Genomic DNA, 25,593 nt, shown 5'->3' with positions numbered 1-25,593 from the left:
CGTCCTCCCTTGAGCTGGTGGCGCGGCGTAGATCTGTGACGCAGAGCGTCACCCACTGCATTCCCACGCTGGAGCGTGAGGAACGATAGTCGCCCGCAAGATCACCATCGTGCCCATGCTCCGCGTGGGTATGCCGTTCTGAACGCTCTGCGTCCGGTCTTCTTTGTTGCAGCCGGGTATCAGGACTGAATCGCGGGTTTTTCCGATGCGGCCGGCGTAGAAGGCTTGGGAGCAGGTTTGGCGGCCGGCTTTCTTGCCGCTGGTTTTTTCGCAGCGGCAGGCTTTTTGGCAGCCTCGACGGGCTTGGCCGCCGCCTTGACCAACGGTTTCGCCGCGCTTTTCGGCGCTGCAGGTTTGGCCGCCACAGTGCGAGAAGCAGCCGGTTTGGTTTTCGCGCCCACCAACAGCTCGATCTGCCGGGTCAGCTGGTCGACCTTGCTGTGCAGCGCCTGTACTTCACTGCGGCTCGGTACACCCAGACGCGCAATGGCGCCATTCAGACGCTTGTCGAAAGCCTCTTCCAGCTCGTTCCACTTGCCAACCGCGAGGTCTTTCACGTCGTCTACGCGGGACTTGGCCGACTTGCTGGTGTTCTTGACGTCATCGAGCTGCTTCTGCGCTTCGACCTTGGTCAGCTTCTCGGCCTTCTCGCCGTCCTTCACCAGGCTCTCGAAAAGCTTGCTGCCGTCATTGCTGACCTTGGAATACGCGCCCAAACCCGCCAGCCAGATCTGACGAGAGTACTTCTCAACCTCGCCCATCCAGGAGCTGCCATCTTTGTCGGTTTTTTTCTTGCCAGCCATCCCGTTCTCCTTATCGTCCAGACTTGGAACGCCCGAGTCGTTTCGGCACGCAGCGTTCGAGCTTTTATCGGCCCGACACGCTCAAGCAACGCCGTCAGCTCATCGAGCCTGGCAAAGAGCGTGTCTACATCATGTTTAGACGGGATACCGACCCGGTTCAAGGCCTTTGCGACTCGAAGGTCGAAAGCACGCTCGATTCTGTCGATTTGCGCGCATAAAAGAGCGCATGGGCACACGGCGGCGAAGAAAAATCAGCAGGTCTGCATACGGCGTTCAGGCAGCGAGCGCCTTGTCCAGAACGCGCTCGACTTCTGTCTTGATCGAACCGCTCATGGCCGACAGGATGAAGTTCAGCTCGATGTTGACGCGGATCAAAGCCTCTTCGACCTCGACCTCACCCTTGGCGCCCTTGCCCTCCAGTTTTACGGTATCGCCAGCCCATTCGTGAGCCAGTCCGTATCGGGTGGAGAGCTTCTCGACCAGTTGCTCGGCCTTTTCGCGAGCCTTCTCGAGGCCCAGGGCGTGCGGGCGTTCAACGGTTATCTTGGCCATCGGAGGCTTCCTTGATCGTCATATGAAATGCGGCGCAACTATATACACCCGCCCGCATCCAAGAAAGCGTTGCAGGTGAGCCTTGTCAAGACAAAGCCGGCCTTGGCGATTAGAATGACCCGCACTCTATTCCGGTGAAGCGATATGAACGATCAGCGCAAAGGCAGCGATGCCGAACCTACGACTCACTTCGGTTACAAAAATGTACCGGAAAGCCAGAAGGCAGAAAAAGTCGCTGAGGTTTTCCATTCGGTGGCGGCCAAGTACGACCTGATGAACGACCTGCTGTCCGGCGGCATGCATCGCCTGTGGAAGCGTTTTGCGATCGAGCTGTCCGGCGTCCGCACCGGTAACCGCGTGCTGGACATTGCTGGCGGCACGGGCGACCTGACCCGCAAATTCTCCAACCTGGTCGGCCCGACCGGCCAGGTGGTACTGGCCGACATCAACGCCTCCATGCTCAAGGTCGGCCGTGATCGCCTGCTGGACCTGGGTGTGGCGGGCAACGTCGAGTTCGTCCAGGCAGACGCCGAAAAACTGCCATTCCCGGACAATCATTTCGACTGCGTGACCATCGCGTTCGGCCTGCGCAACGTGACCCACAAGGAAGACGCCCTGCGTTCCATGCTGCGCGTGCTCAAGCCGGGTGGTCGTCTGCTGGTGCTGGAGTTCTCCAAGCCGACCAACAAGCTGATGTCCAAGGCCTACGACGCCTACTCGTTCGCGTTCATGCCGTTGATGGGCAAGCTGGTCACCAATGACTCGGAAAGCTACCGTTATCTGGCCGAATCGATCCGCATGCACCCCAACCAGGAAACCCTCAAGTCGATGATGGTAGAAGCCGGTTTTGACCGCGTGACCTATCACAACATGACTGCCGGCGTCGTGGCCCTGCATCGTGGTATCAAACCCTGATGTTGCTCCGGGGGCTGCTCGCCAGTATCGAGCACGGCATCAATCGGGTGCTGCGCCTGGACAGCACCGCGCTGCCACGCATGGCGCGTCTGTCCGGGCGTGTCATTGCGGTGGACTGTCGCGATCCGTCCCTGAAGCTGTTCATCCTGCCCAGCGACGAAGGCTTGCTGCTCGCCGCTGACTGGGCTGCCGAAGCTGACTGCACCCTGCGCGCGCCGGCTTCCAGCCTGGTGCGCCTGGCCCTGAGCAAGGACAAGACCGCTGTGCTGCACGGCCCGGACGTCGAACTCGACGGTGACAGCGGCGCGCTGCTGGAACTGGTCGGCATTCTTCAGGACCTGGAGCTGGACTGGGAGCACGAACTGTCCAACTGGATCGGCCCGGTGGCCAGCCAGTTGTTCAGCAGCCACCTGCGCAACAGTGGGCGCTGGACCCGGGAAAGCTTCAACAGCCTCAGCCAGAACGTTGCCGACTACCTCAGCGAAGAGTCGCGCACCCTTGTAGGCAAGCACGAAGCCGAAGCACGATTTGCCGAACTCGATCAGATCAAGCTCGATCTGGAACGCCTCGAGGCGCGCTTTGCCCGCCTTGCCCACTCCCTCAATACCAGCGATAACGCATGAAGCTGCTTGCCGTCCGCCGTCTGTTTCGCATTCAACGTGTCGTTATCCGCTATCGCCTTGATGACCTGTTGTTCGCCCTGCCCCTGCCGTGGTGGATGCTCGCGCTGCGTTTCGTGCTGCCCTGGCGCTGGCTGCCACGGCGCAAATCCGAGCTGAGCCGGGGCGTACGCTTTCGTCTGGCGCTCCAGGACCTGGGGCCGATTTTCATCAAGTTCGGGCAATTGCTGTCTACACGGCGCGATCTGCTGCCCGAGGACATCGCCGACGAACTGATGCTGCTGCAGGACCGCGTGCCGCCGTTCGATCAGCAACTGGCGATCAAGCTGATCGAAGAACAGCTCGGCGCTCGCATCTGCGACGTGTTCAGCCGCTTCGACGAGAAGCCGCTGGCGTCCGCTTCGGTCGCTCAGGTGCATGCCGCCTGCCTGAAGACCGGCGAAGAAGTCGTGGTCAAAGTGGTACGCCCCGGCCTCAAGCCGATCATCGGTCAGGACCTGGCGTGGCTGTTCATTCTGGCCCGCACCGCCGAGCGCGTGTCTGCCGATGCCCGCCTGCTGCACCCGGTGCAGGTGGTGATGGATTATGAAAAGACCATCTACGACGAACTCGACCTGCTGCGTGAAGCGGCCAACGCCAGCCAGTTGCGACGCAACTTCGAAGGCTCGGACCTGCTTTACGTGCCACAAGTCTACTGGGACTGGTGCCGCCCGAAAGTGCTGGTCATGGAGCGTATCTACGGCCTGCAGGTCACTGACATGGCCGGGCTGGCGGATCAGCGCACCGACATGAAACTGCTCGCCGAGCGCGGCGTGGAAATCTTCTTCACGCAGATTTTTCGCGACAGCTTCTTCCATGCCGACATGCACCCCGGCAACATTTTCGTCAGCACGGTCAACCCGTGGGCGCCGAAGTACATTGCCATCGACTGCGGCATCGTCGGCAGCCTGACCCCGGAAGATCAGGATTATCTGGCGCGTAACCTGTTTGCCTTTTTCAAACGTGATTATCGTCGCGTTGCGCAACTGCACATCGATTCGGGCTGGGTGCCGGCAGAGACCAAGCTCAATGAATTCGAAGCGGCCATCCGTACGGTCTGCGAGCCGATTTTCGAGAAGCCGCTCAAGGATATTTCTTTTGGTCAGGTGCTGATGCGCCTGTTCCAGACCGCACGCCGCTTCAATATGGAAGTCCAGCCGCAACTGGTTCTGCTGCAAAAGACCCTGCTCAACATCGAGGGGCTGGGTCGTCAGCTGTACCCTGAACTGGACCTGTGGAGCACCGCGCAGCCTTATCTGGAGCGCTGGATGCGTGAACGGGTCAGCCCGAAAACCCTGCTGGGCAATCTGCAATCACAGGTCGAGCAACTGCCGCACATCGCAGGCATGACCCGTGATCTGCTGGAGCGCATGTCCCGCCCGCACGCCTCTGATCCGCCGCGCCCATGGCACGATCGCAAGGACGAGCCGGTCCTGCGGCTGATCGGTGCGGCATTGCTGGTCGGCGGCGCGATACAGGGCTGGGTGATGAGCGAGGCTGCTACCCAGTTGCTGACGCTCACCGCGTGGCCGGCGGCGATCATGCTCATCGCCGGGCTGTATCTGATCGTTCGCCGATAGCCAGCAGCGGATGGCGCTGGCACACTGTTCAATCCGCCGGGCATGAAAGCCGGCTGCCGGAGTAGATATGAAAGACTGGCTGGACGAGATTCACTGGAACAGCGACGGTCTGGTGCCTGCAATCGCTCAGGATCACAAGACCGGCCGGGTGTTGATGATGGCCTGGATGAACCGCGAGGCCCTGAGCCTGACGGCGTCCGAGAACCGTGCCATCTATTGGTCGCGTTCGCGTGGCAAACTCTGGCGCAAAGGTGAAGAATCGGGTCATGTGCAAAAGCTGCATGAACTGCGCCTGGACTGTGACGCCGACGTCATTATCCTGATGGTCGAGCAGATCGGTGGCATCGCTTGCCATACCGGCCGCGAAAGTTGCTTCTACCGACTGTATGAAAATTCAGGCTGGAAGACCGTAGACCCGGTTCTGAAAGATCCTGATGCTATTTACCAGGCAGGCCATTGAACATGACTGATACGTTGTCCCGTCTGGCCGAAGTGCTGGAATCCCGCAAGGACGCCGCTGCCGACAGCTCCTATGTCGCAAGCCTGTATCACAAGGGCCTGAACAAGATTCTGGAAAAGCTCGGCGAAGAGTCGATCGAGACCATCATCGCTGCCAAGGACGCTGCGGTCAGCGGTGATTGCAGTGACGTGATTTATGAAACCGCTGACCTGTGGTTTCACAGCATGGTGATGCTCGCCGCGCTGGGTCAGCACCCGCAGGCCGTGCTCGATGAACTGGACCGCCGATTCGGCTTGTCCGGCCACGCGGAAAAAGCCGCTCGCACGGCAGAGTAACGCTCTCCCCTTTCAAGCTTGAAATCTTTTACGAGGACTGTTTCATGGGTATTTTTGACTGGAAACACTGGATCGTCATCCTGATCGTCGTTGTACTGGTTTTCGGGACCAAGAAACTCAAGGGCCTGGGCAGCGACGTCGGCGAATCGATCAAAGGCTTTCGCAAGGCAATGAACGACGACGACAAGCCAGCCGAACAGCCTGCACCTCAACCCCAGCAGGCCCAGCCAGCCCCACAGGGCTCGCCGCTGAACCAGCCACACACCATCGACGCTCAGGCGCACAAAGTCGACGAGCCGATCCGCAAAGACCAGGTTTAAGCCCATGTTCGGTATCAGCTTCTCTGAACTGCTGCTCGTTGGCCTGGTTGCCTTGCTGGTACTGGGTCCCGAGCGCCTGCCGGGTGCTGCACGCACCGCAGGCTTATGGATCGGCCGGTTGAAGCGCAGCTTCAATGCGATCAAACAGGAAGTTGAACGTGAAATCGGGGCTGACGAGATTCGTCGGCAGCTGCACAACGAGCACATTCTTTCGATGGAAGACGAAGCGCGCAAAATGTTCGCGCCCAATCAACCGTCCGAGAACAGCTCCGAGCCGGTGAATCCGTCGCCAGCACCGGCAGCGGACCAAGCTGCAAGCCCCGTGCACAACCAAGCCGCGCACCACGAAATAGGCCCTGCCCAACCTGCGGCACCGAAGACCGAGCTGTCGCTGGAGAAAACCGCGAAACCGGCTGACGCCGGCACGCCGGTCCCGACGCCTCCCGCCCACGATTCGTCATTGCCACCGCGAGCACCATGAGCGCTGATACCCCGGAAAACGATCAGCAAATGCCGCTGATCTCGCACCTCACCGAGTTGCGTACACGTCTGTTGCGCTGCGTTGCGGCAGTCTTCCTGATTTTCGCCGGCCTGTTCTACTTCACGCAGAAGATCTACACACTGGTCTCGGCGCCGCTGCGAGTCTATCTGCCTGAAGGCGCAACGATGATCGCCACCGACGTGGCTTCGCCGTTCATCACGCCTTTCAAGCTGACCATGATGGTCGCGCTGTTTCTGTCCATGCCGGTGATCCTGCATCAGATCTGGGGCTTCATCGCGCCAGGCCTGTACAAGCACGAGAAGCGCGTCGCGGTGCCACTGCTGGTGTCGAGCATCATCCTGTTCTACGCAGGCATGGCGTTTGCCTACTTCCTGGTCTTCCCGCTGATTTTCCACTTCTTCGCCAGCGTGACGCCGGAAGGCGTGTCGATGATGACCGACATCGCCAGCTACCTGGACTTCGTGATGACGTTGTTCTTCGCCTTTGGCGTGGCCTTCGAAATCCCGGTGGCCGTGGTGTTGCTGGTGTGGATCGGCATCGTCGACGTCAAGTACCTGAAGAAGATCCGCCCTTACGTGGTCATCGGCTGCTTCGTGGTCGGCATGATCCTCACCCCGCCGGACATCTTCTCGCAGACGCTGCTGGCGGTGCCGATGTGGCTGCTCTTCGAGCTGGGCGTACTGTGCAGCACGATGATCAAGAAGCGTGGCGAACATCCGGACGATGAGACCGAGGACGCTGACAAGCAGGACCAGCCGCCCGCGACCACACCGTGAACTTGCTGCTGCTTGAGGAAGCCGATTTCATTGCGGCTGACCGGGTGGTCCTGCGTGACCGCCGCCTGAAGCACATGCAGGAGGTGCATCGCGCAGAGGTTGGCGACAGTTTGCGTGTGGGCCGGGTCAATGGCCTGCTGGGCAATGCCGAACTGCTGCGCCTTGAACCCCATGAAGCAGAGCTGCATGTCGAGCTGCAGAGTGCGCCGCCGGCCAAACTGCCGCTTACCCTGTTGCTGGCGTTGCCACGCCCGAAGATGTTACGCCGGGTGTTTCAGACCATTGCGACCATGGGCGTGCCGAAAGTCATCCTGCTGAACAGTTACAGGGTGGAAAAAAGCTTCTGGCAGACGCCGTTTCTCGAGCCCGAGGCCATCCGCGAGCAACTGATTCTGGGCCTCGAGCAGGCACGCGATTCGGTGCTGCCTGAAATCGTGATCGAAAAACGCTTCAAGCCTTTCGTTGAAGATCGCTTGCCGCAGATCGCGCTCGATACACTGGGCCTGGTTGGCCATCCCGGTGATTTCCCGGCCTGCCCGCGCGCGGTCACAGAGCAAGTCACACTGGCCATCGGCCCTGAAGGTGGCTGGATACCCTACGAAATCGATCTGTTGCGCCAGTCGGGTTTGCAACCCGTGCAACTGGGCGAACGCATCCTGCGCGTCGAAACCGCTGTAACGGCCCTTCTCGCTCGCTTGTTCTAAGCTGTCAGTGTCGACTCAATCGCTTCAGTTAACCGATAACTGGCCGATGCAGTCGGATACTTAGGACAAAAGACGTCAAGGAGTGATCATGTCTAGTGGGTTATCCAAAAGCCTCGCCAATGCGAGTGTCAGCCTGAAACTGGCGATAGGCTTTGGCCTGGTGCTGTTGATGACGCTGATGATTTCGGCCACCGGCTGGTTCAGCAATCAGGCCCTGATCGATCGTGGGGACCGTGTCACTGCGATTGCAGAGGTCAATGAGCTGACCCTTCAGTTGCGCATCAACCGTATGAGCTACGAGGCGCTGTACAACGCAGAGACCGCCGCGCAGGTCAGAAGTACACTCGATGAGCTCGACGCTGCACTGCAAACCGCCAGAAACCTGCTGCGATCCCCTGAGAACCTGCAATTGCTGGATGTTCAGATTCAGGCGACCCGCGACTACCGCCAGTCGTTCGAGGACATGAGCAAGGCGATCGAAACCCGCGAAGCGAGCCGCAGCCAGATGGGCGAAAACGCCGACAAAGCGGTGGATCAGGCCGACAGGATCGAAGCCGAACTGCTCAAGGAAGATAACATCCTGGCCTTCAATGGCATCGTCGGCGTCAGCAAGCTGATTCAGCAGGCGCGTTTTCAGGTACGTGGTTACACCTACAGCGGCCGTCCCGATTTCGAAAAAGACGCCAATAAGGCCATCGATGACGCGGTGACCGGGATCAACACGCTGGCTGGCGACATTTCTTCCACTTATTCGCCCATGCTGCAGCAGGCCATCGCCGGACTGAATGGCTACCGCGCGGCTGTGGGCAAATACCGCGATGCCCAGGCCGCCTCCAAGGCCGCACTGGATAAAATGACCACGCTGGGCGTCAGCATGCTCGCCACTAGTAACGACCTGATTACCCGACAGAACAAGAGCCGCGATGCAGACAGCGCCAAGTCGGTGACGATGATCGCCGCAGCGACTGCGTTGGCGCTGGTGCTGAGCATTCTCGCGGCGTGGGTCATCACTCGCCAGATCACCACCCCGCTGCAGGAGACCCTTGAGGTCGTAGAGCGGGTGGCCTCGGGCGACCTGAGCCGCAACCTCAAGGTTGATCGCAAGGACGAGCTGGGCAAGCTGCAGGCCACGATTCAGCGTATGACGGTGAGCCTGCGCGAACTGGTGGGCGGGATTCGCGATGGTGTCACCCAGATCGCCAGTGCAGCCGAAGAGCTGTCGGCGGTTACCGAGCAGACCAGCGCCGGGGTCAACAGCCAGAAGGTCGAGACCGATCAGGTCGCCACTGCCATGCATGAAATGACGGCAACCGTTCAGGAGGTCGCACGCAACGCCGAGGAAGCTTCGGAAGCAGCGGTGACGGCAGACCGCCAGGCCCGTGACGGGGAACGGGTGGTCAACGAGGCCATCGCACAAATCGAGCGCCTCGCCTCTGCGGTGGGCAACTCCAGCGAAGCGATGGGCGCGCTGAAACAGGAAAGCGACAAGATTGGCAGCGTGCTGGACGTCATCAAATCGGTCGCCGAGCAGACCAACCTGCTGGCGTTGAACGCCGCTATCGAGGCAGCGCGCGCCGGTGAGGCCGGTCGCGGCTTTGCGGTGGTTGCCGATGAAGTGCGCAGCCTGGCGCAGCGTACGCAAAAATCCACCGAAGAGATCGAAGCGCTGATCGCCCGTCTGCAAAGCGGTACACAGCAGGCCACAACCGTCATGGACAGCAGCCGCGAACTGAGCACCAGCAGCGTGGAGCTGACCCGCAGGGCCGGTGGATCGCTGGAGAGCATCACCAAAACCGTCTCGGCAATCCAGGCGATGAACCAGCAGATTGCCGCTGCCGCCGAAGAACAGAGCGCGACCGCCGAAGAGATCAACCGCAGCATCATCAATGTCCGTGACGTGTCCGAACAGACCTCTGCGGCCAGTGAAGAAACCGCGGCGTCCAGCGTGGAACTGGCCAGACTGGGCAACCACCTTCAGGTCCTGGTGAGCCGCTTCACCGTCTGATCTGTCAGCGCACAGCCCGCGCCAGCAAACGGCGCGGGCCATTTTTTTCGACAAAATGTGACACCTTTCACCCCTCCTTCGTGCTCGGAAATCTCCTACGGCCTTCTCAGGTCACGCAATGAATCGCCACGCCGATGCGCTCACAACGCACGTCCCGACGGGTTCGGAACGTGCTTTTGTTCGCTCATTGCAGGAGATTCAAATGTTCCGACTGATCAATCAAGCGCTCGGCAACATGAACGTCAGATTCAAGCTGTCCCTGGGTTTCGGCCTGGTGCTGCTATTGACGCTGATCATCACACTGACGGGCTGGCATGGCCTGTACACCATGATCGACCGCTCGGAGTCGCTCTCGGACATCGCCCAGCTCAACGGTCTGACCAAAGACCTGCGCGCCGAGCGAATCACCGACCGCGTCCAGAAAACGCCGGAGAGCACGGCGCTGGTTACAGAAAAGCTCAATGAAATGAAAGCCCAGCTCACCCTGCTGCACAAACAGAGTGAGGAGCAGGCAACCATCAAGCTGCTCAACGGCCAGTTCGAGATGCTGAACAGGCTGGAAAAGACCTTTGCGGACGTTCGCGTCAACCGACAAACCCGCAACCAGATACGCGCGCGCCTGGAGCAGACCTCCGAACAGGCCTTGCAGGCCATCGCGCAGGTTGAGGTAGAGGTACTCAAAAGCGTCAGCCAGGAACAGGACAGCAGCGAGCGGATGGAGGAATTCACCAACATTTCCCAACTGAGGCAGCAGGTCCAGACCGCTCGTTATCAGGTGCAGACGTATACCTTCACCACGCGCGACGCGGATGAAAGCGCAGCCATTGCGGCCATCGACGAAGCGCTCAAGGAAATCGGGCAGATCGCGCAGGATCAGGGCAACGAAAGTCTTCAGGGACTGACGCCGGCGACTGCCGCCCTGCAGAGTTATCGGGAACGGCTAGGCGAGTTCAAGCAGATACAGACCAAGGCTGAAGCGGATCAGGAAATCATGGCGGGTCTTGGCGAAACGCTGCTGGACTCCGTCGCGGCGCTGAACCGTCTGCAAACCGCCCAGCGCGACAGCGAGGCGGCCAACGCCAGCGCCATGCTGAGCAGTGTTGCAGGCCTGGCACTGCTGATCGGATTGCTTGCTGCCTGGATCATGACCCGGCAGATCACCGTACCGTTGCAACAGACTCTGGGGGCCGCAGCACGCATCGCTCAGGGCGATCTGAGCCGGGATATATCGGTCACGCGCCGTGACGAAATGGGTCAGTTGCAAGGCAGCATGCAGACCATGACCGTCAGCCTGCGCGAACTGGTTGGCGGCATCAGCGAGGGCGTATCGCAGATCGCCAGCGCGGCCGAGCAGTTGTCCGCGGTGACCAAACAGACCTGCATCGGAGTCACCAGTCAGAAAGACGAAACCGATCAGGTAGCGACGGCCATGAATGAAATGGCCGCAACCGTGCAGGAGGTCGCGCGCAATGCGCAGGAAGCGTCGCAGGCGGCCGCTCAGGCGGATCAACAGGCACGCAGTGGCGATGAAGTGGTCGGGCAGGCGATCATTCAGATCGAGCAACTGGCTCGCGAGGTGTTGAACTCCACGCAGTCGATGAGCGCGCTCAAGCAGGAAAGCAACAAGATCGTCGGCGTTCTCGATGTGATCAAGTCTGTTTCACAGCAGACCAACCTGCTGGCCCTCAATGCGGCCATTGAAGCCGCCCGCGCGGGAGAGGCCGGGCGCGGCTTCGCGGTGGTTGCCGATGAAGTTCGGGGGCTGGCGCAACGCACGCAAAAGTCCACCGAGGAAATCGAAGAGCTGATCGCCGCCTTGCAAACCGGCACCCAACAGGTCGCAACCACGCTGGATAACAGCCGCACACTGACTGATAACACGGTTGAACTGAGCCGTCGTGCGGGAGGCGCACTGGAGCAGATCACCCGCACCGTGGCGACGATCCAGCACATGAACGAACAGATCGCCACCGCCAGCGAGGAGCAGAGTGTGGTCGCCGAACAGATCAACCGTAACGTCATCAGCGTACGCGACATCTCCGAACAGACCGCCGCAGCCAGCGAACAAACCGCCGCCTCCAGCGTCGAACTCGCCAGACTGGGAACGCACCTGCAGACACTGGTGGGGAAATTCAGGGTGGGTTGATAGATCTGCGACGCAAGGATTCCGACGCTGGAACGCTTGGCGTTATACACCAGCCTGCTTTTGATTCTGCCCAACGGGCGTAGGAGCGGACTTGTCCGCGAAGGGGTCGCCAAGCTTTCCGAACATGCATCGCCTGAGCGAGCGTCTTCGCGAACAAGTTCGCTCCTACCCCTCGGGCAGAAGGCCGTTTTTGATTCTGCCCAACGGGCGTAGGAGCGGACTTGTCCGCGAAGGGGTCGCCAAGCCTTCCGAACATGCATCGCCTGAACGACCGTCTTCGCGAACAAGTTCGCTCCTACCCCTCGCTTGCGCGGGTCTTTACCACTAGACGCAATAAAAAAGCCCCCGACGCGCTAAGCGTCGGGGGCTCTTTTCGTAGCCGGGCGGTTTTAGACCGGGACCGGCTCCGATGCTTTACCTGCAGGTTGCAAAGGCAGCAAAGGCGCATGCGGATCGGCTTCGATGGAAGCTCTCCACGCGGCCAGCCACTCTTCGTGACCTTCGCTCCAGACACGCTCGTGCAAGCGGCCAAGGGCGACCGGGTCGCTCAGCAGCATCAGGCGTTCCTGATTGCCGAGTTTTGCCGGACCAACCTTGAGTGCCTGATCGACACGCTCCATACGCACCACTTCAATCGGTTGAGCCTGACGGTGACGCGACGTTGCCAGGGCGCAGGCCAGGGCGTTCTGTCGCGGGTCGACTACTGCGCGGATGAAGCCCTGTTTCAGCGCATGCCAGCGGTTCTCGTAGGTGTACTGATCCGTCGAGATCAGCTCTTGCGGCGGCTCGAACTCTTCAGGAATCAGGAAGAACTTCTCGTCACGCGCCTTGACGCCCAGATTGGTACGGCTGGAAATCACCGACACCGGAATCGACAGCATCAAAGACACCACAATCGGTGCAAGCCACCACAGGAAGCTCGGGTTCAACCAGAACACCAGCAAGGCCCAGCACGCGCCCAACAGGGTTTGCGGACCGTGGCGCTTCACAGCCTCGATCCACGGCGTGGAGTCATCGTCGCGTTGCGGCGAGTTCCAGGTCGCGGCCCAGCCCAGGAAAGCGGCCAGTACGAAGCGGGTGTGGAACAGCATGCGCACCGGAGCCAGCAGCACCGAGAAGAGCATTTCCAGCAGCATCGAAACGGTGACCTTGAACTTGCCACCGAAACCTTTCGCGCCCTTGGCCCAGATCAGAATGACGCTGAGCAGTTTAGGCAGGAACAGCAGGACGATGGTGGTCGAGAACAACGCGACGGCTTTTTCCGGGTGCCATTGTGGCCACAGCGGATACAGCTGACGCGGTTCAAGGAAGTAGGTCGGCTCCATCAGCGTGTTCACTGCCAGCAAGGCCGTGGACAGCACGAGGAAGAAGAACCACAACGGCGCCGAAAGGTATGACATCACACCGGTCAGGAACACCGCACGGTGAACCGGGTGCATGCCCTTGACCAGGAACAGCCTGAAGTTCATCAGGTTGCCGTGGCACCAGCGACGGTCACGCTTGAGTTCGTCCAGCAGGTTGGGCGGCAACTCTTCGTAACTGCCTGGCAGGTCGTAGGCAATCCACACGCCCCAGCCGGCACGGCGCATCAGCGCAGCTTCGACGAAGTCGTGGGAGAGAATCGCACCGGCGAACGCACCTTTGCCGGGCAACGGCGCCAGGGCGCAGTGCTCGATGAAGGGCTTCATGCGGATGATCGCGTTGTGACCCCAATAGTGGGATTCACCCAGCTGCCAGAAGTGCAGACCGGCGGTGAACAGCGGACCATAGACCCGGGTAGCGAACTGCTGCATGCGTGCATACAGCGTGTCCATGCCCGACGCACGGGGCGCGGTCTGGATGATACCGGCGTCCGGCGTGGCTTCCATCAGGCGAACCAGACTGGTCAGACACTCACCGCTCATGACGCTGTCGGCGTCCAGCACGACCATGTAGCGGTAGTCACCGCCCCAGCGACGGCAGAAGTCGTCGAGGTTGCCGCTTTTGCGTTTTACGCGACGGCGGCGGCGACGATAGAAGATCTTGCCGAAGCCTTTGGTTTCGCGGCACACGTCCAGCCACGCCTGTTGCTCGGCAACGGCGATGTCGGTTTCGTTGGTGTCACTGAGCACGAAGAAATCGAAACGATCCAGGTCACCCGTGGCAGCTACCGATTCGAACGTAGCGCGCAGACCGGCGAAAACCCGGGGCACGTCTTCGTTGCAGATCGGCATGACCAGCGCAGTACGTGCGCCCTTTTCGATCGGCTCGTTGCCAGCACTGGCACCCGAGATGCGGTATTTGTCGCGACCGGTGAGCAGCTCCAGGAAGCCCATCAGCGCGGTCCAGAAACCGGCCGACACCCAACAGAACAGAATCCCGAACAGCAACAGAATACTGGTCTGCAAGGCGTAAGGCATGACCTGCATGGCAGTCTGCACGAAGGTCTGACGGGTGATTTCGTCGAGCGAAACCAGCGACCAGCCCTGATACGGCAGGATGCCTTTCATGTACCAGCCAGCCACGATCGTCTGACCCAGCATGAGGATCAGCAGGATGTAGCGACGGATCGAACCGACGGTACGCCAGCGCGCCTTCGGCAGATCCCGCGGCAGATCATCATGCTCGGGCTTGGGCGGATTGCCCTTGCCGGTCAGACGACGCCAGCCGCGCACCAGAATGTTGGTGCGCCATGGCTCTGGCACGACCTTGGTCCGGCGAATCGGCGGTGTAGCCTTCAGGCACAGGCGACCACTGGCGTCGACGCCGAGCATCTCGGCGTCCTCCAGCTGATCTGCGGTGGTCAGCGTCAGACGGCGACCCACCGAAGCCTGAGCGGCCTCGGCAGGGTCATTGACCGGCTGCGCGGACAGTCGCTCATGCAATTCGGCGAAGGTCGTGCAGCCGGCAAGTTCTGCCCGCTGCTCGTCGCTCATCGGTAAATGCGCCAGGTACTCGTTCAGAGACATTGGCACCGGTAGAGAATTACTCATCGCTCGGCAACTGATAGCTCCAGGTCTCGGTCATGACTTGCAACGTCTTGGCCGGTTCCGGATGGGTGGGTGCTGCCTCGGTTTCAGGCTGCTGAATTTCCTTACCGTCCTTGTCCTTGGCTACGTCAGCCTTGGATGCGTCGGCTTTGCCTGCATCGGCCTTGGCGACTTCGCCTTTGCCTTTGGCTGCGTCAGCTTTTGCTGCGTCAGCCTTGCCAGCTTCAGACTTGGCAGTCTCAGGCTTGGCAGCTTCAGGCTTCGGCGCGTCGGCCTTGGCGATTTCTACCTGGTCGTTGGCGGACTCCTTGGCGACTGCCGGCTTGGCAGCTTCCTTGGCGGCGGCCTTCTTCTCTTCGGCTTTGTCAGCCACGAGCAGCGCAGGTTCCTTGCCCGGTTCGGCAGGGATTTCACGCAACAGGTAAGCGCGCATTTCGGTCGGCTTGCTGGAGTCCTTGACCTTCACCCGCAGGGTCAGGCGGTAGCCTTTAGTGACCGGGTTGTAGCGCAGGTTGTTTTCCACCAACTCGACGTTGTCGTCAGTGGTCACCTGGCTGCGAATGGTCTTGTCTTCCGGCAGTGCGGCCAGCACCGGGCCCACGAAGTCGACCAGGAAGGCAAGGCTGCCGTCCGGCTGACGAATCAGGTTGGACTGACGCACGTCACCGATGGAGCGTTGAGTCTGCTTGACCCAGCCCAGATCCGGCGAGTGAATCGAGTTTTCCTGCATGGTCCAGTGCAGACGGTAATCGAACGCCATTTCCTGGCCAGGCTCTGCCAGCGTTTCAGGCTTCCAGTAGGCCACGATGTTGTCGTTGGTCTCGTCGGCAGTCGGAATTTCGACCAGCTCGACAGTCCCTTTGCCCCAATCGCCCTTCGGCTCGATCCAGGCACTTGGACGCTTGTCGTAACGGTCATCCAGGTCTTCGTACTGGCTGAAGTCGCGGCCACGTTGCAGCAGACCGAAACCACGTGGGTTCTCGACCGAGAAGCTGCTGATGGACAGATGTTTAGGGTTGTTCAGCGGACGCCACAGCCATTCACCGTTGGCCGCCTGAATCGACAGACCGCTGGAGTCGTGCAGTTCACGACGGTAGTTAGGCACACGCGACGGCTGGTTGGCGCCGAACAGGAACATGCTGGTCAGAGGAGCAACGCCCAGCTTGTTGACCTTGTCACGCAGGAACATGCGCGACTTCACGTCAACCAAGGTGTTGGTACCCGGACGCAGGGTCAGCTGATAGGCACCGGTGGCACGCGGCGAGTCGAGCAGTGCGAAGATCACCAGATGGTTGTCATCCGGGCCTGGCTTCTCGATCCAGAATTCCTTGAAGCGCGGAAATTCTTCACCGGACGGCGAGGCAGTGTCGATCGCCATGCCGCGCGCGGAAAGGCCATAAACCTGACCCTTGCCGATGACGCGGAAGTAGCTCGCGCCCAGCATGGTCATGATTTCGTCCTGCTTGTCATCCTTGTTGATCGGATACAGGACACGGAAACCGGCATAACCCAGTTTCTCGGTGGACTTTGGGTCGATCTTCAGATCGCCGAAGTCAAAACGATTCGGGTCGTATTTGATCTCGTCGACGCTGGTCGCGGTCACTTCGTTGATCTTGACCGGCGTATCGAAGTGCATGCCCTGGTGGTAGAAAGACACTTTGAACGGAGTCTTTTCACCCGCCCATTCGGCCTTGTCATCACGGAAGCGGATCTTCTGATAATCGGCGAACTTCATGTCGCGCAGCTCGTTCGGCAGATTGCTCCTCGGAGCCTCGAACTTCTGCCCGGCCATTTCTTTGGCCTTAGCCGCTACATCATCAAGGTTGAACGCCCACAGTTGACCTGCACTGAACAGGCATACAAGGGCCGAGCTTGCCAGAAGTGCACTACGCAACCGCTTGACAGGTGTCTTTGGAGCATCACAGGGACTAACAATCACGAGCAACCCTCGCCGAAAAACAGATGAAAAAACCAACGGCCAGCTATCAATGCCGGGTTGGCGAGCATTGTTCCGACTCCGAATGGGCTTAATGATTCCCCAACCAGGTGTCAGAACCGCTTTTGTCATACCAAATGGACCAACTGTGTCGATCCCCGTAGCGCGCGATTATCCAGTAGCGCGCGCCACAACGCATCAGGTATGACAAAGAAATTTATTCCCGCAAGACAGATGAATTCAGGGGGATAAAGTGAAATCGTAGCTTATGTATCAAACAAAAATGTCACGGGGCCATCATTTATCAGATGCACCTGCATGTCTGCACCAAACTGGCCCGCAGCTACCGTGGGATGCGCGATTCTGGCCTGGCTCAACAGATAGTCGAACAACTCGGCACCCAGCGCCGGAGGAGCGGCTTTCGAGAAGCCCGCACGCAACCCGCTTTTGGTGTCCGCAGCCAGCGTGAACTGGGAAACCAGCAACAAGCCGCCACCCACCTCGCGCAAAGACAGATTCATCTTGCCCTCGGCATCGCTGAACACTCGATAATTGAGCAACTTGTGCAGCAACTTATCGGCACTGGCGCGGGTGTCTTGAGGCTCTATTCCCACCAACACCAATATGCCCTGTTCAATGGCACCCACGACCTCGGTACCGACCTCGACGCGCGCACTTCGCACGCGCTGCAACAAACCTTTCATAGATGCCTTTCCAGACTCAAAACCAATACCGGATGGCTGTCACGCTTCTTCGGGCGGCAGGTCGAGCAGGTTGCGTGCAACTTCTGCTGCGGCCCGCACCAGAGCATCGGCGATACCCGGTTCGGCTGCCGAATGCCCGGCCTCGCGAATCACCTGCAGCTCACTGCCAGGCCAGTTCTGGTACAGCTCCCATGCATTATCCAGCGGACAGATGACATCGTAACGACCGTGGACAATGATTGCCGGCAGATGGGCGATCTTCGGCATGTCGCGAATCAACTGGTTGTCTTCGAGGAAGGCGTTGTTCATGAAGTAGTGGCATTCGATGCGCGCGATAGACAGTGCACGGTGCGGCTCGGCGAAGCGATCGACCACTTGCGGATTGGGGCGCAAGGTGGCGCAACGCCCCTCCCAGGTCGACCAGGCCTTGGCGGCGTGCATCTGGGCGATCTGATCCGGACCGGTGAGTCGCTTGTGGAAAGCGGCCAGAATATTGTCACGCTCGTCCAGCGGGATCGGCGCGACATAATCCTGCCAATAGTCGGGGAACAGACGACTGGCGCCCGCCTGATAGAACCAGTCGATTTCCTGCTGACGGGCAAGGAATACGCCCCGCAGGATCATCGCGTGCACGCGGTCTGGATGGGTCTGTGCATAGGCCAGAGCGAGGGTCGAACCCCACGAGCCGCCGAACAATACCCATTTGTCGATGCCGAGGTGCTCGCGAATCGCTTCAAGGTCTTCTACGAGTTTCCAGGTGGTGTTGTTTTCAAGGCTCGCATGCGGTGTGGAACGACCGCAGCCGCGCTGGTCGAAGGTGACGATGCGGTACAGGTTGGGATCGAAATAGCAGCGGCTGTGCGCATCGCATCCCGAACCCGGGCCGCCATGGATGAATACCACTGGCAACCCTTCTGGCGAGCCACTTTCATCGACGTAAAGCACATGCGGTTGTTCCACGGCCAGATCGTGCCGGGCGTAGGGTTTGATCTGCGGGTACAAAGTCTGCATAAGTGCTCCATAAGTCCAGTTCAGAGGCTTCTATTATTCTGCCGTGGGGCATCATAAACCCGAAACGAAGAATCAGCATGCTGCACGTCATTGATCAGGATGGAACGAACGATGCAAGCGTTTTGCCAATTTCACCGGTGCGCGAACCAGAGCCGTCGCGCTGGGTCGAAGCGAGAGCTATGCCATGAATTATTTCGCTTTTTTTCAGGAAATAATTGACGACACGCCTACAGTCTAAGAATCCCGCTTTCCATTCGTCAGACTACTTGAGGTTTTACCGATGTCTCAGGAACCACTTGTTCGTGACGCTGATGTGGCCGCTTTTCGCGCCGCTGTGCTCGCCAAACTCACCTACTCGGTGGGCAAGGACCCCGACCATGCGTTTGAGCATGACTGGTTTGAAGCTGTCGCCCTTGCCGCCCGCGACCATATGGTCGAACACTGGATGGACCATACGCGGCAGATCTATCGCAAGGTTCAGAAACGCGTTTACTACCTGTCTCTCGAATTCCTGATAGGCAGGCTGCTGTACGACAGCCTGAGTAACCTGGGCCTGCTCGAAGTCGCTCGCGAGGCGCTGACCGAGCTGGGTGTGGACATCGAGCGTATCCGCCTGCTTGAACCGGATGCGGCGCTGGGTAACGGCGGCCTCGGTCGTCTGGCGGCGTGCTTCATGGAAAGCATGTCGACCCTGGGCATCGCGGGTCATGGTTACGGCATTCGTTACGAGCACGGCCTGTTTCGTCAGGGCATCGTCGATGGCTGGCAGCAGGAGCAGACCGAGAACTGGCTGGACTTCGGTAACCCATGGGAATTCGAACGCCCTGAGGTGGTGTACTCCATCGGCTTCGGCGGCAGTGTCGACACCGTTCCGACCGAAGCGGGCGATTCGCGTCAGGTATGGCGTCCGGGCGAGACCGTTCGGGCCATTGCCTACGACACCCCGGTGGTGGGCTGGCGCGGCAAGAGCGTCAACACCCTGCGTTTGTGGCGCGCCCGTGCAGTAGAAGACCTGCACCTGGAACGCTTCAACGCCGGCGATCACTTTGGCGCGGTGGCCGAAGTGGTGCGCGCCGAAAGCATTTCCCGCGTGCTTTACCCGAACGATGCGACCGAAGCCGGTCAGGAACTGCGTCTGCGCCAGGAATACTTTTTCGTTTCCGCATCGCTGCAGGACTTGCTGCGCCGCCATCTGAACCAGCACGCCACACTGACGGATCTGTCCGAGCACGCGGCGATTCAGATGAACGACACGCACCCCTCGATCGCCGTGGCCGAGCTGATGCGTCAGTTGATCGACAACCACAACATCCCATGGGACACCGCCTGGAAAATCACCGTCGGCACCCTCGGCTACACCAACCACACTCTGCTGCCTGAAGCACTGGAAACCTGGTCGGTCGGCCTGATGGAGCGGATGCTGCCGCGTCACATGCAGATCATCTACCTGATCAACGCGCAGCACATCGACACACTGCGCGCCAAGGGCGTCGACGACGTCAACGTGCTGCGTGCCGTGTCGCTGATCGAAGAAGACAACGGTCGTCGGGTACGCATGGGCAACCTGGCATTCCTCGGCTCGCACAGCGTCAACGGCGTTTCGGCGCTGCACACGCAACTGATGCGCAAGACCGTGTTCGCCGAGCTGCACAAGATCTATCCGGAGCGGATCAACAACAAGACCAACGGCATCACCTTCCGCCGCTGGCTGTTCCAGGCCAACCCGAAACTGACCGAGATGCTTGTCGAGTCGCTCGGCGAGGATGTTCTGGACAACGCCGAGACGCGCCTCAAGGAGCTCGAGCCGTTCGCCGAGAAATCGTCGTTCCGCAAGCAGATGGCCGATCAACGCCTGCACAGCAAGCGTGCGCTGGCGGCAATCATTCATGAACGCCTGGGCATCGCCGTCAATCCTGCCGCGATGTTCGACGTTCAGGTCAAGCGGATCCACGAGTACAAGCGCCAGCTGCTGAACTTGTTCCACACCGTCGCCCTGTATCAGGCCATTCGGGCCGAGCCGGGGACCGATTGGGTGCCACGGGTGAAGATCTTCGCCGGCAAGGCGGCGGCCAGCTATCACTCGGCCAAACTGATCATCAAGCTGACCAACGACATCGCGCGGACCGTGAACAACGATCCGACCGTACGCGGTCTGCTGAAAGTGGTGTTCATGCCCAACTACAACGTCAGCCTGGCGGAGAGCATCATTCCGGCGGCCGACCTGTCCGAGCAGATTTCCACCGCAGGCCTGGAAGCATCCGGGACCAGCAACATGAAGTTCGGCCTCAACGGCGCACTGACCATCGGTACGCTGGACGGTGCCAACGTAGAAATGAGCGAGCAGGTCGGGCTGGAGCACATGTTCATCTTCGGCATGTCTTCGCAACAGGTCGAAGCCCGCAAGCAGGCAGGTGAATTCAGCGCGCATGACGACGTGGCCGCTTCCGGACGCTTGAACGATGTGCTGCAGGCGATCCGTGGCGGTGTGTTCTCGCCGGATGATCCGAACCGTTATGTGGGTCTGATCGATCAGCTGCTGGCGTATGACCGGTTCCTGGTCTGCGCTGACTTCGACTCGTACTGGGCAGCCCAGGCCAAGGTCGAAGAGCGCTGGCACGACTCCAAGGAATGGTGGCGCTCGGCGGTCCTCAACACCGCACGCATGGGCTGGTTCTCCTCGGACCGGACCATCCGCGAGTACGCCGGAGACATCTGGAAGGCGCTGGAGTGACGTCATAGCCTGAAAAGACTCACAACCCCAGTGGGAGCGAGCTTGCTCGCGAAGAGGCCAGTAATGCCTCCGCAAAGAAGGCGCTCGAAACGACGCCTTCGTGAGCAAGCTCACTCCCACAAGCGCCACAAGGATCTGTCTCAGTCCTGCAGAGACTCTGGTGCCCCCGGCTCAAAACATTACAAGCGATGTCCGCCCGCCCCTATATACTGCGCCTGATGAACCTTCACACATCGAAAAGGATGTCGTCGCGTGCTTTGGATTTGTCTGGTGGTGGGCGGTGCGCTATTGGGCTACTCGCTCAGTTATGACGAGTGGGCCGGTACGCTGATGGGTGCAGTCATTGGCTGGGTTTTCTGGGCCGGCATTCGCGTGCGTCTGCTTGGCAGGCAATCCGCTGATCAGCTGCAGCAACTGCTCGCAACCCGCGAATCCCTCGATGCCCTTCAGCAGCGCCTGAGCGCACTCGAACGTCAGTCCGCGCCCGGCGTGCCGCCTGCGCAGGCCCCTGCGCCGCTTCCACTCGACGCGATCATTGTCGACGCACCCACCGACGGCCCCGAACTGATCTGGGATCTGCCGGACGAAGCGCCACAGGCAGCAGCGCCTGTCGAGCCCGCCCCGCAGAACCTGCAGCCAACCAGAGCAGCAAAAGCCAATCCGCTGGACAGCGCGATCAACGCCGCAAAAGACTGGCTGCTGGGCGGTAATACTGTGCTGCGCGTGGGTGTCGTGGTGCTGTTCCTCGGCCTGGCGTTTCTGCTGCGCTATGCCACCGAAGGCATGGTCGTACCGATTGAAGCGCGCTACGCCGCAGTGGCCGCGAGCGCCATGGCTTTGCTCGGTCTGGGCTGGTGGCTGCGGATGCGCAACGGTCCTTACGCCCTGATGCTGCAAGGCGCAGGCGTGGGGGTGTTGTACCTGACTGTCTTCGCCGCGATGAAACTGCACACCCTGCTGGACCCGACGCTGGGCTTCACGCTGCTGGTGGCGATCACCAGTTTCTCGGCCATTCTGGCGCTGACGCAGAATTCACTGGCCCTCGCCTGCGCCGGAGCGCTGGGCGGCTTCGCGGCACCGTTGCTGGCCTCGACCGGGCAAGGCAGCCATATCTCGCTGTTCAGTTATTTTGCCCTGCTCAATGCAGGCATCATCGCCATCGCCTGGTTCAAGGCCTGGCGCATTCTCAACCTGATCGGCTTCTTCGGCACCTTCGGCATCGGCTTCGCCTGGGGCCTGCAGGCTTACACACCGGCATTGTTCTGGAGCACCGAGCCCTTTCTGATGGTGTTCTTCCTGATGTATCTGGCCATCGGCCTGCTGTTTGCCCGCCGCAAACTGCTGGAGCTGGACAGCGCGCCATCCGACCACACTCGCGACGCCATGCTGCGCTGGGCTGCACGCCAGGGCGATTACGTCGACGGCACGTTGTTGCTGGGCACGCCGATAGTCGGGTTCGGCCTGCAATATGCGCTGGTCGAGCATCTGGAATTCGGCGCTGCGTTCAGCGCGCTTGCGTTGGGCTTGATCTACATGGCGCTGGCACGCTGGCTGGCAGCACGTGCGCCAGGCCAAACCGCTTTGCTGATGGAAACCTGCCTGGCGCTGGGCGTGGTGTTTGCCACGCTGGCGATCCCGCTGGGCCTGGGTTCGCAGTGGACAACCAGCGCGTGGGCCGTGGAAGGCGCGGCGATTTTCTGGCTGGGCTTGCGCCAACAGCGCAGGCTGGCACAGGCTTTCGGCCTGCTGCTGCAACTGGGCGCCAGCGCGATTCTGATCAGCGGCGGCACCGACAGCTCGCCGCAGGCCTTTGCCAATGATTACTGGACGCCGATGATCCTGGCCATCGCAGCCATGGTCAGTGCCTGGTGCGTGTTCCGCCTCAATTCGCTGACCCTCATCGATCAGCGCACCGCTCGAACACTGCTGATCATCTGGGGCGCGTTCTGGTGGCTGGTCTCGCTGACCAGCGCTGTGATGCTGCACGCGCCAGAGGCCTATCTGGCTGCAGCGTTTTTGCTAGCCCTTGCGCTCAGCGTGGCGCTCTGGGCGGCAATCGCCATCCGTTTGCGCTGGTCGGATCTCGCCGCGCTGTGCAGCGCACTGACGCCGATCAGCGCCGCCTTGCTGATGATCTCGATGGACCTGCGAAACAATCCGGCAGGCGACCTGGGCTGGCTGGCCTGGATGGCGGTGTTCGCCGTGCATCTGCTGACCCTGCGCCATTTGACCGGCATGCAATCCATCCTCGCCCGACGCGTCGCTCACACCGTGGGCTGCCTGCTGATCATCGCCGTGCTGGCACTGGAACTGCGCTTCGGCCTGCTGCAACTGTCCGAACATTACAACGCCTGGCGCTGGCTGGGCTGGGCGATTGTGCCGAGCCTGTTCCTCCTGGCGATGAGCTCGACGCACCAACGGCCGTGGCCGGTAAAAGCCTGCCCCGAGGCCTATCACCTCGGGGCCGCTGCGCCGCTGGCGATGTTGATGCTGGCGTGGTTCTGGCTGGCGAATACCTTCAGCGACGGCGCGGCGGATCCACTGCCGTATATTCCGCTGCTCAACCCGCTGGAAATCGGTTTGCTGTTGTCACTGGCCGGGGTCTGCCTGTGGCTGCGCAAACACGTCATGCGCCTTGGTGACGCTGCCTTGCTGGTGGCTGGCGCGTCACTCTTCGCGCTGGTTACGGCAATGGTCATGCGCACGGCGCATCATTGGGCTGATGTGCCATGGAACACCGGGGCGCTGCTCGACTCGATGCGCGTCCAGGCCGGGTTGTCGATAGTCTGGACGCTGATGGCACTGGCCTTGATGATCGGCGGTCACATGCGCTCCAACCGCCAGCTGTGGCTGGGCGGCGCAGCGTTGATCGGGGTCGTGGTGGTCAAGCTGTTCTTCGTCGAGCTGAGCAACCGCGGCGGCATGGAGCGCATCGTCTCGTTCATCGGTGTTGGCATTTTGCTATTAGTGGTGGGATATTTCGCACCTTTACCGCCGAAACACTCTGTCACAGAGGTCGGCGAAGAACCCGGCCCAGGCTCGACTGCCGCGCCGGACACGCTATGAGGAAACCGTTCTTGAGTCATCCTGCCATGAAGATCGCCGTGCTTGGCCTAGCCTTGTGCACGGCGATAACCGCCCTCGCCCAGGACAAACCGGCGGACTTCGCCAGCCAGACGCCGCTGAGCCTGAGCGGCAAAGGACCGTGGTATCGCATCGAGTTGCCGCTTGCCGTCCAGTTGAATGCCCGGCAGACCGATCTGAGCGATGTACGCGTGTTCAATGCCGAGGGCCAGCCGCAGGCTTACTCGATCACGCCGCGCCAGCCCGCGCCCGAACAAGAGCCGACGCCGATCGAGGTCAACTGGTTTGCCCTGTACAGCACACAGGAGGCAGGCGACACCGCACCGGTCATCCGTATCGAGCGCTCCAGCAACGGCAGCGTGATCGAGGTCCAGCCACAAAGCGATATCGAAGCAGGCGAAGAAGTGCTGCGCGGCTGGTTGCTGGACACCAGCGCAATCAAGGCACCGCTGGAACAACTGGTCATCGACTGGAGCACCGAGCGGGAGGGCTTCCAGAACTTCAGCATCGAAGCCAGTGACGACCTGCAGCACTGGCGCAACTGGGGCGAGGGGCAGGTTGCACGGCTGTCGTTTGCCGACGAAGTGGTCGAACAGCGCGAAGTCGGCCTGCCCGGCCAGAGCGCGCGCTATCTGCGCCTGCTGTGGCGCTCCCCGCACAGTGCGCCGCTGCTGATCTCTGCGCACCTGCTGAGTGCCAGCAGCGACACTCCGGCCACGCCGCTGACCTGGTCGCCACCGGTCAAGGGCAGCGTCGAAAGCCCCAACGAGTATGTCTGGCAACTGCCCACCGGCTTGCCGATAGGCCGCGTCAGGATCGACATCACCCAGCCCAACAGCCTGGCACCGGCGACGCTCTACGGCCGGCTCGATGCCGGGAAGCCCTGGCAGCCGATCAGCAGCGGCCTGCTGTATCGCTTGTCGCAGAACAACAGCGACGTTTTGCAGGACCAGCTGCAACTGTCCGGACGCATCGTTCAGCAGCTCAAGCTGGTGGTGGATGATCGTGGCGGCGGACTGGGCAGTGAAGCGCCGCAGTTGAGTGTCGCCGTGCCTGCCACGGAGGTGGTGTTCCTGGCGCGCGGTAACGGGCCATTCACCCTGGCAATCGGCAACCCGAGCGTCAAGGCTGCCAACCTGTCGCTGGCCACGCTGATTCCTGACCTGAGTGCGGAAAAGCTCGCGACTCTCGGCACAGCGAGCCCAGCCACAGCGGCTGTGGCCAACATGTCCGCTGCGCCGATCGCCGTGCCACAAAGTACTGACTTCAAACGCCTGGGGCTTTGGGCCGTGCTGCTGCTTGGCGTGGTGTTTCTGGGCTGGATGGCGTTCAGCACGCTGCGCGCTGCAAAACGCTGAAACAGGCGGCCTGTCAGGCGCGGTTCGCCTGACATCTGAACTG

At 60.7% G+C, this 25,593-nt stretch carries 20 protein-coding genes and 3 pseudogenes; 16 read left to right on the top strand and 7 right to left on the bottom strand.

Going from position 1 to position 25,593, the window contains the following annotated elements; all coding sequences use genetic code 11:
* Window positions 1-179: 179 nt before the first annotated feature.
* From P406_RS16920 to P406_RS16915, 3 genes and pseudogenes are all read right to left on the bottom strand, one after another.
* A complete protein-coding gene (locus P406_RS16920; RefSeq protein WP_046236797.1) occupies window positions 180-803 on the bottom strand; it encodes a phasin family protein in 624 nt (207 codons plus the stop codon).
* 10 nt (window positions 804-813) lie between these two features.
* A pseudogene (locus P406_RS26825) lies at window positions 814-1,012 on the bottom strand (phasin family protein); the annotation flags it as partial.
* A 64-nt stretch (window positions 1,013-1,076) separates the two neighbouring features.
* Entirely contained in the window at window positions 1,077-1,355 is a 279-nt protein-coding gene (locus P406_RS16915) for a polyhydroxyalkanoic acid system family protein (protein ID WP_003316638.1), read from the bottom strand.
* A 144-nt stretch (window positions 1,356-1,499) separates the two neighbouring features.
* Between P406_RS16915 and ubiE the strand changes: the two genes are divergently transcribed.
* The 13 genes and pseudogenes from ubiE (at window position 1,500) to P406_RS30315 (ending at window position 11,757) form a co-directional block, all read left to right on the top strand.
* Entirely contained in the window at window positions 1,500-2,270 is a 771-nt protein-coding gene (gene ubiE / locus P406_RS16910; protein ID WP_003341410.1) for a bifunctional demethylmenaquinone methyltransferase/2-methoxy-6-polyprenyl-1,4-benzoquinol methylase UbiE, read from the top strand.
* Window positions 2,270-2,893, top strand: a complete 624-nt coding sequence (locus P406_RS16905; RefSeq protein WP_003316636.1) for a ubiquinone biosynthesis accessory factor UbiJ — start codon at window positions 2,270-2,272, stop codon at window positions 2,891-2,893. Before ubiE ends, P406_RS16905 begins: the two co-directional genes overlap by 1 nt.
* Window positions 2,890-4,509 carry a ubiquinone biosynthesis regulatory protein kinase UbiB gene (gene ubiB / locus P406_RS16900; RefSeq protein WP_003316635.1) on the top strand — a complete coding sequence of 540 codons (1,620 nt, stop codon included), beginning with the start codon at window positions 2,890-2,892 and terminating at the stop codon, window positions 4,507-4,509. The genes P406_RS16905 and ubiB overlap by 4 nt, the downstream gene beginning before the upstream one ends.
* Before the next feature lie 67 nt (window positions 4,510-4,576).
* Window positions 4,577-4,969: a phosphoribosyl-AMP cyclohydrolase gene (hisI, locus tag P406_RS16895; protein ID WP_046236796.1), complete on the top strand. Its 393-nt coding sequence runs from the start codon at window positions 4,577-4,579 to the stop codon at window positions 4,967-4,969.
* Window positions 4,970-4,971: 2 nt separating this feature from the next.
* Window positions 4,972-5,304, top strand: a complete 333-nt coding sequence (locus P406_RS16890; RefSeq protein ID WP_002551631.1) for a phosphoribosyl-ATP diphosphatase — start codon at window positions 4,972-4,974, stop codon at window positions 5,302-5,304.
* Between the two features lie 44 nt (window positions 5,305-5,348).
* Entirely contained in the window at window positions 5,349-5,624 is a 276-nt protein-coding gene (locus P406_RS16885) for a twin-arginine translocase TatA/TatE family subunit (protein ID WP_003316632.1), read from the top strand.
* A gap of 4 nt (window positions 5,625-5,628) precedes the next feature.
* Window positions 5,629-6,105, top strand: a complete 477-nt coding sequence (tatB, locus tag P406_RS16880) for a Sec-independent protein translocase protein TatB (protein ID WP_046236795.1) — start codon at window positions 5,629-5,631, stop codon at window positions 6,103-6,105.
* Complete coding sequence (tatC, locus tag P406_RS16875) at window positions 6,102-6,902, top strand: twin-arginine translocase subunit TatC (protein WP_003414220.1); 801 nt, start codon at window positions 6,102-6,104, stop codon at window positions 6,900-6,902. The genes tatB and tatC overlap by 4 nt, the downstream gene beginning before the upstream one ends.
* Window positions 6,899-7,606, top strand: coding sequence for a 16S rRNA (uracil(1498)-N(3))-methyltransferase (locus tag P406_RS16870; RefSeq protein WP_046236794.1), 708 nt, complete (start codon window positions 6,899-6,901; stop codon window positions 7,604-7,606). The genes tatC and P406_RS16870 overlap by 4 nt, the downstream gene beginning before the upstream one ends.
* A gap of 88 nt (window positions 7,607-7,694) precedes the next feature.
* Window positions 7,695-8,756: pseudogene (locus P406_RS30595) on the top strand (methyl-accepting chemotaxis protein); the annotation flags it as partial.
* The gene (locus P406_RS30590; protein ID WP_445081738.1) at window positions 8,748-9,611 is read left to right on the top strand and encodes a methyl-accepting chemotaxis protein; all 864 of its coding nucleotides are present in this window, start codon (window positions 8,748-8,750) and stop codon (window positions 9,609-9,611) included. The pseudogene P406_RS30595 and the gene P406_RS30590, both read left to right, overlap by 9 nt.
* Window positions 9,612-9,729: 118 nt before the next feature.
* A pseudogene (locus P406_RS30320) lies at window positions 9,730-10,899 on the top strand (methyl-accepting chemotaxis protein); the annotation flags it as partial.
* Window positions 10,882-11,757 (top strand): methyl-accepting chemotaxis protein, encoded by an 876-nt coding sequence (locus P406_RS30315; protein ID WP_370737607.1) that lies wholly within the window; start codon window positions 10,882-10,884, stop codon window positions 11,755-11,757. The pseudogene P406_RS30320 and the gene P406_RS30315, both read left to right, overlap by 18 nt.
* 389 nt (window positions 11,758-12,146) lie before the next feature.
* Here the strand turns inward: P406_RS30315 and mdoH are convergent, their stop codons facing one another.
* From mdoH to pip, 4 genes are all read right to left on the bottom strand, one after another.
* Window positions 12,147-14,729: a glucans biosynthesis glucosyltransferase MdoH gene (mdoH, locus tag P406_RS16855; protein WP_046236791.1), complete on the bottom strand. Its 2,583-nt coding sequence runs from the start codon at window positions 14,727-14,729 to the stop codon at window positions 12,147-12,149.
* Window positions 14,722-16,665, bottom strand: a complete 1,944-nt coding sequence (locus P406_RS16850) for a glucan biosynthesis protein G (RefSeq protein ID WP_024649753.1) — start codon at window positions 16,663-16,665, stop codon at window positions 14,722-14,724. The genes mdoH and P406_RS16850 overlap by 8 nt, the downstream gene beginning before the upstream one ends.
* A gap of 263 nt (window positions 16,666-16,928) precedes the next feature.
* Window positions 16,929-17,366: a D-aminoacyl-tRNA deacylase gene (gene dtd / locus P406_RS16845; protein WP_003317268.1), complete on the bottom strand. Its 438-nt coding sequence runs from the start codon at window positions 17,364-17,366 to the stop codon at window positions 16,929-16,931.
* Between the two features lie 39 nt (window positions 17,367-17,405).
* A complete protein-coding gene (pip, locus tag P406_RS16840) occupies window positions 17,406-18,377 on the bottom strand; it encodes a prolyl aminopeptidase (protein WP_046236790.1) in 972 nt (323 codons plus the stop codon).
* A gap of 280 nt (window positions 18,378-18,657) precedes the next feature.
* Here pip and P406_RS16835 point away from each other — a divergent pair, with 280 nt between their 5' ends.
* From P406_RS16835 to P406_RS16825, 3 genes are all read left to right on the top strand, one after another.
* On the top strand, window positions 18,658-21,108 hold the full coding sequence (locus P406_RS16835; protein ID WP_003403097.1) for a glycogen/starch/alpha-glucan phosphorylase: 2,451 nt from the start codon (window positions 18,658-18,660) through the stop codon (window positions 21,106-21,108).
* A 252-nt stretch (window positions 21,109-21,360) separates the two neighbouring features.
* Entirely contained in the window at window positions 21,361-24,174 is a 2,814-nt protein-coding gene (locus tag P406_RS16830; protein ID WP_046236789.1) for a DUF2339 domain-containing protein, read from the top strand.
* Window positions 24,175-24,200: 26 nt separating this feature from the next.
* The gene (locus P406_RS16825) at window positions 24,201-25,550 is read left to right on the top strand and encodes a DUF3999 domain-containing protein (RefSeq protein WP_046236788.1); all 1,350 of its coding nucleotides are present in this window, start codon (window positions 24,201-24,203) and stop codon (window positions 25,548-25,550) included.
* Window positions 25,551-25,593: the final 43 nt, after the last annotated feature.

It is taken from the genome of Pseudomonas syringae pv. coryli str. NCPPB 4273 (genome assembly GCF_000972175.1).
Taxonomy (GTDB): Bacteria; Pseudomonadota; Gammaproteobacteria; order Pseudomonadales; family Pseudomonadaceae; genus Aquipseudomonas; species Aquipseudomonas syringae.
The sequence above is the reverse complement of the archived record's forward strand: the minus strand, read 5'-3'. Positions and strand labels throughout refer to the sequence as shown.

What these genes read in the sequence shown, in the direction of transcription:
- P406_RS16835 (WP_003403097.1), top strand. Translation starts at nt 18,658, where the DNA reads ATGTCTCAGGAACCACTTGTTCGTGACGCTGATGTGGCCGCTTTTCGC.
- ubiB (WP_003316635.1), top strand. Translation starts at nt 2,890, where the DNA reads ATGAAGCTGCTTGCCGTCCGCCGTCTGTTTCGCATTCAACGTGTCGTT.
- P406_RS16890 (WP_002551631.1), top strand. Translation starts at nt 4,972, where the DNA reads ATGACTGATACGTTGTCCCGTCTGGCCGAAGTGCTGGAATCCCGCAAG.
- P406_RS16915 (WP_003316638.1), bottom strand. Translation starts at nt 1,355, where the DNA reads ATGGCCAAGATAACCGTTGAACGCCCGCACGCCCTGGGCCTCGAGAAG.
- P406_RS16905 (WP_003316636.1), top strand. Translation starts at nt 2,270, where the DNA reads ATGTTGCTCCGGGGGCTGCTCGCCAGTATCGAGCACGGCATCAATCGG.
- hisI (WP_046236796.1), top strand. Translation starts at nt 4,577, where the DNA reads ATGAAAGACTGGCTGGACGAGATTCACTGGAACAGCGACGGTCTGGTG.
- P406_RS30315 (WP_370737607.1), top strand. Translation starts at nt 10,882, where the DNA reads ATGCAGACCATGACCGTCAGCCTGCGCGAACTGGTTGGCGGCATCAGC.
- P406_RS16825 (WP_046236788.1), top strand. Translation starts at nt 24,201, where the DNA reads ATGAAGATCGCCGTGCTTGGCCTAGCCTTGTGCACGGCGATAACCGCC.
- P406_RS30590 (WP_445081738.1), top strand. Translation starts at nt 8,748, where the DNA reads ATGACGGTGAGCCTGCGCGAACTGGTGGGCGGGATTCGCGATGGTGTC.
- P406_RS16920 (WP_046236797.1), bottom strand. Translation starts at nt 803, where the DNA reads ATGGCTGGCAAGAAAAAAACCGACAAAGATGGCAGCTCCTGGATGGGC.
- pip (WP_046236790.1), bottom strand. Translation starts at nt 18,377, where the DNA reads ATGCAGACTTTGTACCCGCAGATCAAACCCTACGCCCGGCACGATCTG.
- mdoH (WP_046236791.1), bottom strand. Translation starts at nt 14,729, where the DNA reads ATGAGTAATTCTCTACCGGTGCCAATGTCTCTGAACGAGTACCTGGCG.
- dtd (WP_003317268.1), bottom strand. Translation starts at nt 17,366, where the DNA reads ATGAAAGGTTTGTTGCAGCGCGTGCGAAGTGCGCGCGTCGAGGTCGGT.
- P406_RS16885 (WP_003316632.1), top strand. Translation starts at nt 5,349, where the DNA reads ATGGGTATTTTTGACTGGAAACACTGGATCGTCATCCTGATCGTCGTT.
- tatC (WP_003414220.1), top strand. Translation starts at nt 6,102, where the DNA reads ATGAGCGCTGATACCCCGGAAAACGATCAGCAAATGCCGCTGATCTCG.
- tatB (WP_046236795.1), top strand. Translation starts at nt 5,629, where the DNA reads ATGTTCGGTATCAGCTTCTCTGAACTGCTGCTCGTTGGCCTGGTTGCC.
- ubiE (WP_003341410.1), top strand. Translation starts at nt 1,500, where the DNA reads ATGAACGATCAGCGCAAAGGCAGCGATGCCGAACCTACGACTCACTTC.